This window comes from Sphingomonas sp. GW821-FHT12D09 (assembly GCF_058807215.1).
Genome location: NZ_JBXAQL010000003.1, coordinates 193,977 through 205,807, shown reverse-complemented (window position 1 = coordinate 205,807; position 11,831 = coordinate 193,977). Strand labels below are relative to the sequence as shown.

14 protein-coding genes are annotated in these 11,831 nt (G+C 66.9%); 8 read left to right on the top strand and 6 right to left on the bottom strand.

The window, feature by feature from the left end:
* Positions 1 to 19: 19 nt before the first annotated feature.
* Complete coding sequence (glpX, locus tag AC1RPL_RS14575) at positions 20 to 988, bottom strand: class II fructose-bisphosphatase (protein ID WP_493070080.1); 969 nt, start codon at positions 986 to 988, stop codon at positions 20 to 22.
* A gap of 153 nt (positions 989 to 1,141) precedes the next feature.
* Here glpX and AC1RPL_RS14570 point away from each other — a divergent pair, with 153 nt between their 5' ends.
* Both AC1RPL_RS14570 and AC1RPL_RS14565 read left to right on the top strand, forming a co-directional pair.
* Entirely contained in the window at positions 1,142 to 1,513 is a 372-nt protein-coding gene (locus AC1RPL_RS14570; protein ID WP_493070078.1) for a hypothetical protein, read from the top strand.
* 55 nt (positions 1,514 to 1,568) lie between these two features.
* A complete protein-coding gene (locus AC1RPL_RS14565; protein ID WP_493070077.1) occupies positions 1,569 to 1,880 on the top strand; it encodes a hypothetical protein in 312 nt (103 codons plus the stop codon).
* On the opposite strand, the gene AC1RPL_RS14560 is transcribed toward AC1RPL_RS14565, so the two are convergent.
* From AC1RPL_RS14560 to AC1RPL_RS14550, 3 genes are all read right to left on the bottom strand, one after another.
* Positions 1,877 to 3,169, bottom strand: coding sequence for a homoserine dehydrogenase (locus AC1RPL_RS14560; protein ID WP_493070075.1), 1,293 nt, complete (start codon positions 3,167 to 3,169; stop codon positions 1,877 to 1,879). The genes AC1RPL_RS14565 and AC1RPL_RS14560 overlap by 4 nt on opposite strands.
* A 161-nt stretch (positions 3,170 to 3,330) precedes the next feature.
* The gene (locus tag AC1RPL_RS14555) at positions 3,331 to 4,281 is read right to left on the bottom strand and encodes an isopenicillin N synthase family dioxygenase (protein ID WP_493070074.1); all 951 of its coding nucleotides are present in this window, start codon (positions 4,279 to 4,281) and stop codon (positions 3,331 to 3,333) included.
* Between the two features lie 113 nt (positions 4,282 to 4,394).
* Complete coding sequence (locus AC1RPL_RS14550; RefSeq protein ID WP_493070072.1) at positions 4,395 to 4,892, bottom strand: hypothetical protein; 498 nt, start codon at positions 4,890 to 4,892, stop codon at positions 4,395 to 4,397.
* Between the two features lie 105 nt (positions 4,893 to 4,997).
* Here AC1RPL_RS14550 and AC1RPL_RS14545 point away from each other — a divergent pair, with 105 nt between their 5' ends.
* The 5 genes from AC1RPL_RS14545 to AC1RPL_RS14525 all read left to right on the top strand — a co-directional run bounded on the left by AC1RPL_RS14545 (position 4,998) and on the right by AC1RPL_RS14525 (position 8,377).
* Positions 4,998 to 6,230, top strand: a complete 1,233-nt coding sequence (locus AC1RPL_RS14545; RefSeq protein ID WP_493070071.1) for a multidrug effflux MFS transporter — start codon at positions 4,998 to 5,000, stop codon at positions 6,228 to 6,230.
* A gap of 75 nt (positions 6,231 to 6,305) precedes the next feature.
* Positions 6,306 to 6,644 carry a DNA primase gene (locus AC1RPL_RS14540; protein ID WP_493070069.1) on the top strand — a complete coding sequence of 113 codons (339 nt, stop codon included), beginning with the start codon at positions 6,306 to 6,308 and terminating at the stop codon, positions 6,642 to 6,644.
* Between the two features lie 33 nt (positions 6,645 to 6,677).
* Complete coding sequence (locus AC1RPL_RS14535) at positions 6,678 to 7,268, top strand: YdeI/OmpD-associated family protein (RefSeq protein ID WP_493070067.1); 591 nt, start codon at positions 6,678 to 6,680, stop codon at positions 7,266 to 7,268.
* A 237-nt stretch (positions 7,269 to 7,505) separates the two neighbouring features.
* Positions 7,506 to 7,913, top strand: coding sequence for an ExbD/TolR family protein (locus tag AC1RPL_RS14530; RefSeq protein ID WP_493070065.1), 408 nt, complete (start codon positions 7,506 to 7,508; stop codon positions 7,911 to 7,913).
* Between the two features lie 71 nt (positions 7,914 to 7,984).
* A complete protein-coding gene (locus AC1RPL_RS14525; protein WP_493070063.1) occupies positions 7,985 to 8,377 on the top strand; it encodes an MliC family protein in 393 nt (130 codons plus the stop codon).
* A 1-nt stretch (position 8,378) separates the two neighbouring features.
* On the opposite strand, the gene AC1RPL_RS14520 is transcribed toward AC1RPL_RS14525, so the two are convergent.
* Complete coding sequence (locus AC1RPL_RS14520) at positions 8,379 to 8,582, bottom strand: hypothetical protein (RefSeq protein ID WP_493070062.1); 204 nt, start codon at positions 8,580 to 8,582, stop codon at positions 8,379 to 8,381.
* 65 nt (positions 8,583 to 8,647) lie between these two features.
* On the opposite strand from AC1RPL_RS14520, the gene AC1RPL_RS14515 reads away from it, so the two are divergent.
* Complete coding sequence (locus tag AC1RPL_RS14515; RefSeq protein WP_493070060.1) at positions 8,648 to 9,040, top strand: acyl-CoA thioesterase; 393 nt, start codon at positions 8,648 to 8,650, stop codon at positions 9,038 to 9,040.
* A 45-nt stretch (positions 9,041 to 9,085) separates the two neighbouring features.
* Here AC1RPL_RS14515 and ppc read toward each other — a convergent pair whose 3' ends face one another.
* Positions 9,086 to 11,758 carry a phosphoenolpyruvate carboxylase gene (ppc, locus tag AC1RPL_RS14510; protein WP_493070058.1) on the bottom strand — a complete coding sequence of 891 codons (2,673 nt, stop codon included), beginning with the start codon at positions 11,756 to 11,758 and terminating at the stop codon, positions 9,086 to 9,088.
* Positions 11,759 to 11,831 lie beyond the last annotated feature (73 nt).

The following is an 11,831-nucleotide window of genomic DNA, read 5'->3' as shown; positions in this document are numbered from 1 at the left end:
CTCCGAGGGCGGAATAAACTCAGATCCGATGCTCGCCCTTGACCCAGCGTACCGTGCCCGAGTGCGCGCGCATCACCACGCTCTCGGTGGTCATCTTGCCGGCAAAGCGCTTTACGCCCTCCAGCAGCGAGCCGTCGGTCACGCCCGTTGCGGCGAAGATGCAGTCGCCCTTGGCCAGCTCGGTCAGGTCGTAGATCTTGTCGAGATCCTCGATGCCCCACTTGCGCGCACGGGCGCGCTCGTCGTCGTTGCGGAAGATCAGCCGGCCCTTGAACTGGCCACCGACGCAGCGCAGCGCCGCGCACGCGAGCACGCCTTCGGGCGCGCCGCCCTGGCCCATATATACGTCGATCGTCGTCTCGGGATTGGTCGTGGCGATCACGCCCGCCACATCGCCGTCGCCGATCAGCACCACGCCGCAGCCAATGCCGCGCAGCTCGGCGATCAGCTTCTCGTGGCGCGGCCGATCGAGCACACAGGCGATGATCTCGTGCGGCTGCACGCCCTTGGCGGCGGCGATCGCATGCACGTTCTCGGTCGGCGACTTGGCGAGGTCGATCACGCCCTCGGGATAGCCCGGGCCGACCGCGATCTTGTCCATGTAGACATCCGGAGCATTCAGGAGCCCGCCCTGCTCGGCGACGGCGAGCACCGCCAGCGCGTTCGGGCCGGCCTTGGCGCAGATGGTGGTGCCTTCCAGCGGATCGAGCGCGATGTCGATCGCCGGGCCCTTGCCCTGCGCCGCGCCGACCTTCTCGCCGATGAACAGCATCGGTGCTTCGTCGCGCTCGCCTTCGCCGATCACCACGGTGCCGTCGAGATAGAGCTTGTTGAGCGCATCGCGCATCGCCTCGACGGCGGCGGCATCGGCCGCCTTCTCGTCGCCGCGGCCGGTGAGCGTCGAGGCAGCGATCGCCGCCGCTTCGGTCACCCGCACCATTTCGAGGACAAGGACGCGGTCAAGGGCGTGGCTGGCGGTCTGCGACATGGAAATGGATCACCCCGGACAGATTGGACTGGGGCCGGCGTTAGGCAGGGCGGGGGCGCTTGTCGATGCCGCTAACGTTGTCAGGCGGCGCGCGTCCGCAATTCGGCCATATCGTTACGCTAGTGAAGCGGCTCCGGGGGCGGAGGAACTGCGATGCTTGTCTTTGCCTTGCTGCTGCTTGCCCCAATTCAGCCGCAGGAAAAGGCCCCAGCGCCGACCCCTGCCGAGGCGATGGAACTGCACCGCCGGCACTGGTCGGCCAATCCCGAATGCAAGCGCGCGCGCGACGAGAACGAGATCGTCGTCTGCTCGGGACGCGAGGCGGACAAGTATCGGGTGCCGCTGGTGACGAGCTATAATGGCCCCGACACCGATGCCGGCCGCCTCACCCAGCTGTTCGATGGCGCGGACGGCCATGCGCCGTGCGGGGAGGGCGCTTTCACCGTGCGCTGCGGATCGGTGGGCGTCACCGCGACGGTGAATTCGCGCGGTGTCCATACCGTCCGCCGCGATCTCGCACCCTGAGGGACACCGGAGGCGAACCGTGCGTTAGGCGCGGTGAAGCTATTTCGGAGTTCCCATGCTGCTTTTCGCGCTCGCCCTGCACGGGGCCACGACCGTCGCCAACAACCCGCAACGCTATCGCAAGGCGCGCACGACCCGCACGGTACGGCTCACCCGGATCCCGGCCCGTGCGGCGCCGACGCGCAGTGTGCTGGTCGCGACGCCGACCGACCCCAACCGCCGCTACCGCCTGCCGCTGGCGAGCACCGAGATCACCGATTCCAAGACCGATGCAGTGCGCAGCACCGGCCTGCCCTGCGGCACCACCGGTGCGCCGGTCTGCCCGCACAAGGGTACGCAGCTAGTGAAGACCGCCCTCGACGATTAATCGCCGAGGATGTGCATCCACATCGGCTCGCCGGTCAGGCTGGCGGAGCCACGCAGCTTGGCGAGCGCCTCGGCGACGGCGCGCTCGGGCCCTTCGTGGGTGACGATTGCGACGAGCACGCTGCCGTCCGCGCTGGCGCCGCGCTGCATCAGGCTCTCGATCGAGACGCCGGCATCGCGCATCGCCGCGGCGATCTCGGCAAGCACGCCCACCTTGTCCGCCACGGTGAAGCGCACATAGGCGCGGCCGGTGCGCGCGCCGGCATCGGCGGCGCCCTGCTGGGCGAGGGCGGCGGCCGGCATCGCATAGGGCGGGCCGAATTCGCCGCGTGCGATGTCGATCAGGTCGGCGACCACGGCCGACGCGGTCGGCCCGTCGCCGGCGCCGGCGCCCTGGAACAGCAGCCGGCCGACGAAATTGCCTTCCGCCACCACGGCATTGGTCGATCCCGTAACGTGCGCCAGCGGATGGCTCAGCGGCACGAGGTGCGGATGGACGCGCTGGAACAGCCCGCCGGCGCCGGCGTCGGCCACGCCGAGCAGGCGCACGCGGTAACCGAGCGCGGCGGCCTCGGCGATGTCCGCCGCGATGACATGGCGCACGCCGGTAGTCGCGACCTGGTCGAAGGCGGGCTGGGTACCGAAGGCCAGGCTGGCGAGGATCGACAGCTTGTGCGCGGCATCGACGCCGTCGATGTCGAAGCTGGGATCGGCCTCGGCATAGCCCAGGCGCTGCGCCTCGGCGAGGATGTCGGCGAAGTCGCGCCCTTCCGCTTCCATCTTGGACAGGATGAAATTGCAGGTGCCGTTGAGGATGCCATAGACGCGGGCGATCTCGTTCGCGGCTGCGCCTTCGCGCAGGCCCTTGATCACCGGCACGCCGCCGGCGACCGCCGCTTCGAACTTGAGCGCCAGATTGGCTTCCTCGGCGGCTTTGGCCAGCTCGAGCCCGTGATGCGCGATCATCGCCTTGTTGGCAGTGACGAAGCTCTTGCCGCCGGCGAGCGACGCGCGGGCCAGCGCCAGGGCAGGACCGTCCGAGCCGCCGACCAGCTCTACCACGACATCGGCCTTGGGATGGTGCGCCAGCGCGGCGGTGTCGTCGATCCAGTCGAAGCGCGAGATATCGACGCCGCGATCCTTGGCCCGGTCGCGCGCCGAGACAGCGACCACTTCGATCGGCCGGCCTGCACGGCGGGCGATGAGTTCGCCATTCGCGTCGATCAGGCGAATGACGCCCGCGCCGACGGTGCCAAGGCCTGCAAGTGCGATACCAAGCGGTTCGGTCATGATCTCTCTCACTCCCCTCCCTGGAAGGGAGGGGTCGGGGGTTGGTTGCGAGCGCAGCGAGCTTACGCCTGACAAGAAAGCGACGGCCGGGCATCGAGCCCGTCCGCCGCTGAACTACCCCTAGTCCCTCCCTTTCAGGGAGGGGAAGCAAGTTTTGCTTGTTACTTCTTGATCAGCCCGATCTCGACCAGCCGCTCGAAAAGATAGTCATGCGCGGTGATCGGGTCCGGATAGCGGTTCGGGTTTTCCGCAGTGATCGTCGACGGCAAAGTCTCGATCAGGAAGTCCGGGGCCGGGTGCAGGAAGAAGGGCATCGAATAGCGCGGCGTGCCGCGGCGCTCGACCGGCGGATTGACCACGCGGTGGGTGGTCGAGGGAAGGTAGTGGTTGGTCAGCCGCTGGAGCATGTCGCCGACATTGACCACCATCGCGCCTTCCGGGGGCTTGACCGCCAGCCACGTGCCGTCGCGGTCGAGCAGCTCGAGGCCGGCTTCCTCGGCACCGAGCAGCAGTGTGATCAGGTTGATGTCCTCATGCGCGCCGGCGCGCACTTCGGGGGCATCGGCCGGGACGGGCGGATAGTGGAGCAGGCGCAGCACCGAATTGCCGTCCTTCACGGCGCGGTCGAACCAGTTGGGCTCGAGCTCGAGATAGCGCGCGATCGCCGACAGCAGCCGGTCGCCGGCATCGTCCAGCGCCTGGAACAGTTCGAGGAAGGTCTCCTTGAACCCCTCGGGCCGGTCCGGCCAGATGTTGGGCGCCATGTCCTTCTCGAAGCGGTGGCCCTTGGCCAGCTCGCGGCCGATATGCCAGAATTCCTTCAGGTCGACATGGGTCGCGCCCTTGGCGATCTCGGTCTTGAACGGCGTCAGGCCGCGCGCGCCCCCACCGCCGGGGATATGATATTGGCGCTTCTCTTCCTCGCTCAGCGCGAAGAATGCCTTGGTCATTGCCCAGGCGCGGTCGATCAGGTCCTGCGGCACGCCGTGATCGGCGACCATCGCGAACCCGAAGCGGCGGAAGGATTCGCCGAACTTCTGCGCGAACCCGTCCGGGTCGTTCGCCTGCTCGGCCATCGAGACGAGGGGCACCTCGTCGAGAACTATAGCCATTTTTACGAGTCTCCTTGGGGCGCAGTTAGACCTGCCGATACCGGCGCGACAAGAGGCGCCCCGGCATCGCTGTGACTCGATCGGCGCCCGCGAGAATTGCGCGGGGTCAAAGACTAGTTGCCGACGATCTCCATTCGGCCCTTGGTCTTGTCGCCGCTATCGGCCGAAAGATCGATGGTGAATGCCTCGCCATCCTCGGTGGTGCCGGCAAAGCCATTGCCCTTGCCGGCGAATTTGAATCCCTTGGCAGTCAGCTTGTCGCGGAACCAGCCCTGCACGGTGGCAAGTGCGGCCGGGCTGGTGAAGGCGGCCGTCACCTTGCCCTCGTCCTTCTTGTCGCCGGCATGGTCCCGGGCGTCGATATTGAAGCTGGTGATCGTCGAGCCCGGATAGAGCTTCACGCCGTCCATGTCGAAATTGTCCGCAGTCATCTTGATCTGCGGGACCTTGAAGTTCCCCTCGAAGCCGTCGCCCTTGATCGCCACGGTGCCGTTGTTCATCGCGAAGGTCGAATTCTCGCCATCGTCGGAAGTCGCGTTGATCGAGATCGACGTGCCTTTGCCGCCACAGGCGGCGAGGGCGAGCGGAAGGAGCAGCAACAGGGGGCGCATCGACAGTCTCCGTGAGCGTATTATCTGCGCAACACACTAATCGAAGCGCGCTTCCGGTGCAACAAGGGGGTGACGCCCGGCCCGCGATGCGCCATTTGCGCCTGCATGGAAGAGCCGCACCTCACAACGCAGGCGCAGAACAAGGCGCCACTCGGCTTTGTCGAGTTCGTCACGCTCATCGCCGCGATGATGGCGCTGACTGCGCTCGGCATCGATTCGATGCTGCCGGCGCTGCCCGCGATCGGGGCGAGCCTGAGCGTCGATGCGCCCAATCACCGCCAGTACGTGATCACCGCCTTCCTGATCGGCTTCGCTTTCGCCCAGCTGATCTATGGCCCGCTTTCCGACCGCTATGGCCGCCGGCCAGTGCTGGCGATCGCGCTCGGCCTCTATGTCGCGACGAGCGTGCTGGCCGCGGCTTCGGGCAGCTTCACGCTGTTGCTTATCGCCCGCGCGGCGATGGGCGCCTCTGCCGCCGGAGCGCGCGTCGTCTCGATCGCGCTGGTCCGCGACTGTTTCTCCGGGCGTGCGATGGCGCGGGTGATGAGCCTGGCGATCATCGTCTTCATGGCCGCGCCGATCTTCGCGCCCAGCCTCGGGCAGCTCGTGCTGTTCGTGGGAAGCTGGCGGTTGATCTTCTGGGCGGTCGCGTTGATCGCGGCGCTGGTGCTCGGCTGGTTCTGGCTGCGCATGCCCGAGACGCTGGCGCAGGATGCGCGCCTTTCGCTCAAGCCGCGCCGCATCCTGGCCGACTATGCCCTGATGCTGCGCGACCGTCAGGCAGTGGGCTATACGCTCGGCGTCACCCTGCTCTCGGGCGGGTTGTTCGGCTTCATCGGATCGGTGCAGCAGGTGATGGACGAAGTGTTCCACGCCCCCCAGCTGCTCGCCGTGGTCTTTCCCTGCGTCGCCTCGACCATGGCGCTCGCGTCCTTCGCCAACTCCTGGCTGGTGATGAAGATCGGCATGCGCCGCATCTCGCATACGGCGCTGGTCGGCATGATCGCCTTCGCCGCGATCCACCTCGTCCTGGCCTGGGCCAGCCATGAAGCGCTGTGGAGCTTCATCCTGCTCCAGGCGCTGATGATGGGCTGTGTCAGCCTGTCTACCTCCAACTTCTCGGCGATGGCGATGGAGAGGATGGGGGAGATCGCCGGCACCGCGGCCAGCCTGCAGGGCTTCGTCAGCACGCTCGGCTCGGCGCTGATCGGCGCGGCGATCGGCCAGGCGTTCAACGGCACCACCGTGCCGATCTATGCCGGATTCCTGCTTATGGGCGTCACCGCATTCATGGTAGTAGCCGTGACGGAGCGCGGACGGATGTTCCGCCCCAGCTAGGGAACGCTCGGGCGCCACCGCCGTTCGCACTGCAAGGCTCGCCGCCGTGGCGGGTGTAACTATGAGGTCAGGCAGATGGGTGGTCATCAGGTTTCGGGACGCGGTTCGGGCGACGACGGGTTCGACGAGGAAGGCTATGACGAAAGCCAGCGCGCCGAGATCCTCGAGGCGACCAATGACGGCCCGAGCGACGGCAATCTGCTGACCGACCTCTCGCCCGACCTCGGCGACGACGATGACGATGACGAAGACGACCTCAGCATGGTCGATGACGAGATCGGCGAAGAGGATGACGACGACGATCAGGAAGATCGCGTGATCGCCGAGGACGAGGTCCAGGAGGATTTCGACGAGGACGATCTCGATGATGACGATGATCTCGACGATGCCGACGAGGCTGCGCTGGAACCTTGACGGGAGCCCTGGGGCGGCGGAGCATGCCGCCCCATGACCCGCGATCCCAAGGTAGATGCCTATATCGAGAGCCGCGCCGACTTCGCGCGGCCGATCCTCACCTGGCTGCGCGCGCGTTTCCACGCCGCGGTTCCCGAAGTTGAGGAGGCGATCAAATGGTCGCACCCCTTCTTCACGCTCGGCGGCAAGCCCTTCGCCAACATGGCCGCGTTCAAGGCGCATGCCAGCTTCGGCTTCTGGAACCGCCAGGACAACGCCACCGGCAAGGAAGGCGAAGCGATGGGCCAGTTCGGCCGGATCGAGTCGCTGGCGGATCTGCCCGATGCCGCCGAGGTCGAGCAACTGATCCGCGAGGCGGCGGCGAAGCTGGGCGAGAGCAAGCCGGCCCGGCCGAAAGCGGCGCCCAAGGGCGAGATCGGCGTGCCGCCCGAACTGGGCGAAGCACTGGCCGGCGATGCGGCGGCGACCGCCACGTTCGAGGCGTTCCCGCCGAGCTGCCGCCGCGAATATTGCGAGTGGATCGCCGAGGCCAAAAGGCCGGAGACCAAGGCCAAGCGCGTCGCCGACGCGGTGACGTGGATGCGCGAGGGCAAGCGGCGGAACTGGAAATACGAGAATTGCTGAGGCCTTAGGCCGCGCACGCATCCTTTCATGGTCACCCCGGCCTGGTGCCGGGGGCCACCGTGCCGCACCTGCTGACCTTCGAACTCCTAGTCTTGCGCTTGCCTCCCGGTGGACCCGGCACGAGGTCGGGGTGACGGCGAGGTGGCACCACACCGTTCTTTCCTCTCCCGGAACGCCCGCTTGCCATCTCTCGATCAAATGATATGTTACATCATCATAATCGCGAGGAGAGGTGCCATGGCCCGTTTTGCCCGCATTCCCGAACCCGTCCCGATGAGCGCAATGAACGTCACGCCGTTCATCGACGTGATGCTGGTGCTCCTGATCGTGATGATCCTCTCCGTCCCGATCGCCACCCACAAGGTGCCGATCGACTTGCCGGTTGGCGGCGACCCCGGCCTGCCGACCATTCCGCACAAGCTTGGCATCGACCAGGGTGGTGCGCTGTTCTGGGACGGCAGGCCGATCCCCGATGCCGCGCTTCCCGCGACGCTCGCCGCGATGCAGAAGGACCCCCAGGCGATACTCCACCTGCAGACCGATCCAGAGGCGCGCTACGAGCGGTTCGACGGCATCCTCGCCACAGTGAAGCGCGCGGGCATCACCAAATTGGGATTCGTCGGAAATCGTCCACTCGAGGACTGACGGAACAGGCGCATCCGGCTAGACGTTCGCTACGCCCGTGAAGATATCGGACTGACGAATTGGACCCCCGGATGCGCCTGACCCTGATTGCCCTGCTCGCGCTGGGTGCCTGCACCAGCCAACCGCCGGCGGGTGACGCCAATGTCGTGCAGGAGGTGACCAACGTCACCGACGACGCCTCGCCCGCACCGCTCGAAAAGGCGCCGATCGGCACCAGGGCCGCGGACAAGCGCGTCGAAGCGCGCTTCCGCTGCATCGACGGGAACCGCATCGTCGCGCGCTTCGATTCGGAGAAAGGCAGCGCGATGCTGGTCCGCGCGGGCCAGACGATCCTGCTCCAGCAGCAGCGCACGGCGTCGGGCATCCGCTATTCGGACGGGAAGACGGTCTTCCAGGGCAAGGGCGACGCCATGTCGTTCGAAGCGCCCGGCCAGCCGCCGATCGCCTGCACCACGATCCGCTAGGCTATTCGCCGGCGAGGTTTGCCAGCACCGCCAGATCGGCGTCGCTCACATTGGTGCCGGTCGCATCCTGGAGCGCCGCAGCGGCCTGGTGGCTCTCCTTGTCGCCCATGCCGACAAAGGTCACCGCGGTGAAGAGCACGCCCGCGGCCCAGAACAAGGCGGCCCAGCGGCTGCGGAAGATGCGGGAAGGGCGGCGCGGTATCATCTTGCCTGAATAGGCGCAGGGGATGAAGGCTGCGCTTCCAAACCTGGTTAAGCTAAAAGGCGCGTATGACTCCCTACACCGCCATGATCACCGCCGGGCCCGAGGACATCGACGAGCTCGGCCATGTCAACAATGCCGTGTGGGTGAAGTGGATCCAGGATGTCGCGGTGGCACATTGGTATGCCATTGCCGCGCCCGAGCATAGCCAGGCCTATATGTGGGTCGTGACCCGCCACGAGATCGATTATCGCGGCAATGTCACCGCGGGCGAAACGGTGACCGCCGAGACCTGGGTCGCCGAACCGCCGCGCGGGGCGCGATTCGACCGGCACATGAAGTTCACCTGCGCGGACGGGAAGGTTCGCGTCGAGGCGAAGACGACCTGGGCGATCATCGAGCGGGCGAGCGGGCGATTGATCCGCGTGCCGAAGGAAGTGGCGGCGCCGTTTCTGGCTTGAGCGAGCAGAATTCCCCTCCCTTGCAGGGAGGGGAGTCTTGAGGACCTAACCGCTATTCCGCAGCGCCGTCGCGATCGCGTTGATCGACAGCAGGATGCCCTCGCCAACCCGAGGATCCTCCTCGCCCGCGCGGTGGCGCTTCAGCAGCTCGATCTGCAGCAGGTTCAGCGGCTCGATATAGGGCAGGCGCAGGCGGATCGACGTCTCCAGCCCGGGATGCTTCTCCAGCAGCCGGGTCTGGCGCGTCGCCTGGAGCAGGCCGTCATGCGTCTTCTGCCAGCCCTCGCGGATCCGTCCGAAGATACTTTCACGCAACGCCTCGTCCTCGACCAAAGCCGCATAATGCGCGGCGATCTCCATGTCGGACTTGGCCAGCACCTGTTCCATGTTCGCCAGCGTCGAAGCGAAGAGCGGCCAGGCGGTCGCCATCTCGCGCAGCAGGCCCTTGTCCTCGAACGCCTCGATCGCCTGGCCGACGCCGTACCAGCCCGGCAGCATGATCCGCGCCTGCGCCCAGCTGAACACCCAGGGAATCGCGCGCAGATCCTCGATCGCGTCGGACTTCTTGCGGCTCGCCGGGCGCGAGCCGATCTTCAGGCCCGCGATCTCGGCGATCGGCGTTGCCTGGCGGAAGAAGCTACGGAAGCCCTCGGTCTCGTAGACCAGCCCGCGATAGGCCTTGAACGCCGTGTCCGAGAGTTGGTCCATCGCCGCGGCGAAGCGCGCGGCATCGGCCGCGTTGAGCTTTTCCGGCTCCAGGCTGGCGAGCAAGGTTGCCGACGCCATCGCTTCCAGGTTGGTGCGGGCGCTCTCGCGGGTGCCGTATTTGGCGGCGATGATCTCGCCCTGCTCGGTCACCCGGATGCGGCCCTGCACCGTGCCCTTGGGCTGGGCGAGGATCGCCGCGAAGCTCGACCCGCCGCCGCGCCCGACCGCGCCGCCGCGGCCATGGAACAGCTGCATGCCGAGACCTGCTTTCGCGAACACCGGCTCCAGCGCGGTCGAGCCGCGCGACAGCTGCCAGGTCGATGTCAGGTAGCCGCCATCCTTGTTCGAATCGGAATAGCCGATCATCACTTCCTGGTGCCCGCGCTTCGCCGCGATCGCCGCGACTTCCGGAAGGGCGAGCCAGGCTTCCATGATCGCCGGCGCGCCTTCGAGATCGGTAATCGTCTCGAACAGCGGGATCGCCATGATGTGCGCCTGGGGCTCGTCACCCGGGATATAGAGCCCGGCTTCCTTGAGCAGGATATGGACCTCGAGCAGGTCCGACACCGATTGCGCCATCGAGACGATGTAGTGCGTGATGCACTGGCGCCCGTATTTGGCATGCGCCTGGGCCGCGGCGCGGACGATGGCGAGCTCGGAGGCGGTCTCCTCCGAATATTCGGCATAGGGGCTGGTCAGCGGACGGGCATTGGCCAGCTCCTTGCGGAGCAGCGCGACGCGTTCGTCCTCGGAGAGCGCGGCATAGTCGTCGGTTACGCCGCCGGCCTTGAGCAGCTCGGCGATCACCCGCTCGTGCACGGCGCTGTTCTGGCGCATGTCGAGCGTGGCGAGGTGGAAGCCGAAGGTCTCGACCGCGCGGATCAGCCGGCCGAGCGCACCGCCGGTGGCAAGCGGGCCGTCACCTTCTTCGGCGAGCGCATGGGCGATCGCAACCAGCTCCTCGCGGAACTCGGCCGGTGTCGCATAGGGCTCGGCAGCGAGTGCGGCGGGGCGGGGCGGCACCTTGCCCGTCAGCTTCTCATGCGTTGCGGCGAGGCGCGCATAGACCCCGGTGATCGCGCGGCGATAGGGTTCGTCGGAACGGCTCTTGGCCTCGTCATGGCTGGCCTCGGCAAGCTTGAGCAGCGCCTCGCTCACCTGGACATGCTCGGTCGAGATCGACAGCTCGGCACCCAGCGCATGGACCGCGTCGAGATAATAGCCGAGCACCGCTTCGCCGGCACGGGCGAGCGCGAACTGCATCGAGTCCGCCGTGACGAAGGGATTGCCGTCGCGGTCGCCGCCGATCCAGCTGCCCGGGCGCAGGAAGCTCGGTGCACGCCCGCCCAGCGCTCGGTCCCAGCGCGCATAGAGCGCGGGCAGCACCGGCAGGAAGATGTCGCGCAGGTACGACAGCGCCGTCTCGACTTCGTCGGCCACGCCCAGCTTATCGCGGCGCAGCACGCGCGTCTGCCAGAGCAGCGCGATCTGGCGCAGGATCGCTTCCTCGACCTGGTCGCCATCCTCGGTCTCGGCCACGCCGCGGTCGCGCAGCAGCATCAGCTCGGCGATCCGGTTCTTGTGGTCGATCATCGATTTGCGGCGCACTTCAGTGGGGTGCGCGGTCAGCACCGGGGCGACCAAGGCATGATCGAGCAGCGCCATCACTGCCTCGCGACCGATGCCTTCACCCTCCAGCCGCTTGAGCGCCGAGGCGATATCGGCATCCTTCTCGGTCTCCACGCCCTGGCGATCCTCGGCCAGGTTGGCGAGCATCGAGAACAGCATGAAGCCGCGCGTGAAATCGAGCGTCTCGTCCAGGCTCAGCCGGTCGAGCCCGCGATCCACCGAGCCTGAGCCCGCCACGCCGCGCGCGCGGTCGACCGAAGTCGATCGGATATATTCGATGCGCTTGAACAGCTCCTCGCCGCCATAGGCACGGATCACGTTGCCGAGGAGTCGACCGAGGAAGCGAACATCCTCGTTATTTGCGATTGCGAGGCTAGCCATTGGGCGCTTTGCTGCACTGCGAAACGTTACGGGGTCAACGGCAAAGCGCTTGGGGGCGCGTTAAGTTTCGCTT

Bases quoted from the DNA above. Each gene is read 5' to 3' on its own strand.
- AC1RPL_RS14525 (WP_493070063.1), top strand. From the start codon at position 7,985: ATGCGCCTGACCCTGATTGCCCTGCTCGCGCTGGGTGCCTGCACCAGC.
- ppc (WP_493070058.1), bottom strand. From the start codon at position 11,758: ATGGCTAGCCTCGCAATCGCAAATAACGAGGATGTTCGCTTCCTCGGT.
- AC1RPL_RS14515 (WP_493070060.1), top strand. From the start codon at position 8,648: ATGACTCCCTACACCGCCATGATCACCGCCGGGCCCGAGGACATCGAC.
- AC1RPL_RS14555 (WP_493070074.1), bottom strand. From the start codon at position 4,281: ATGGCTATAGTTCTCGACGAGGTGCCCCTCGTCTCGATGGCCGAGCAG.
- AC1RPL_RS14560 (WP_493070075.1), bottom strand. From the start codon at position 3,169: ATGACCGAACCGCTTGGTATCGCACTTGCAGGCCTTGGCACCGTCGGC.
- AC1RPL_RS14565 (WP_493070077.1), top strand. From the start codon at position 1,569: ATGCTGCTTTTCGCGCTCGCCCTGCACGGGGCCACGACCGTCGCCAAC.
- AC1RPL_RS14520 (WP_493070062.1), bottom strand. From the start codon at position 8,582: ATGATACCGCGCCGCCCTTCCCGCATCTTCCGCAGCCGCTGGGCCGCC.
- AC1RPL_RS14535 (WP_493070067.1), top strand. From the start codon at position 6,678: ATGACCCGCGATCCCAAGGTAGATGCCTATATCGAGAGCCGCGCCGAC.
- AC1RPL_RS14530 (WP_493070065.1), top strand. From the start codon at position 7,506: ATGGCCCGTTTTGCCCGCATTCCCGAACCCGTCCCGATGAGCGCAATG.
- AC1RPL_RS14570 (WP_493070078.1), top strand. From the start codon at position 1,142: ATGCTTGTCTTTGCCTTGCTGCTGCTTGCCCCAATTCAGCCGCAGGAA.
- AC1RPL_RS14545 (WP_493070071.1), top strand. From the start codon at position 4,998: ATGGAAGAGCCGCACCTCACAACGCAGGCGCAGAACAAGGCGCCACTC.
- AC1RPL_RS14540 (WP_493070069.1), top strand. From the start codon at position 6,306: ATGGGTGGTCATCAGGTTTCGGGACGCGGTTCGGGCGACGACGGGTTC.
- glpX (WP_493070080.1), bottom strand. From the start codon at position 988: ATGTCGCAGACCGCCAGCCACGCCCTTGACCGCGTCCTTGTCCTCGAA.
- AC1RPL_RS14550 (WP_493070072.1), bottom strand. From the start codon at position 4,892: ATGCGCCCCCTGTTGCTGCTCCTTCCGCTCGCCCTCGCCGCCTGTGGC.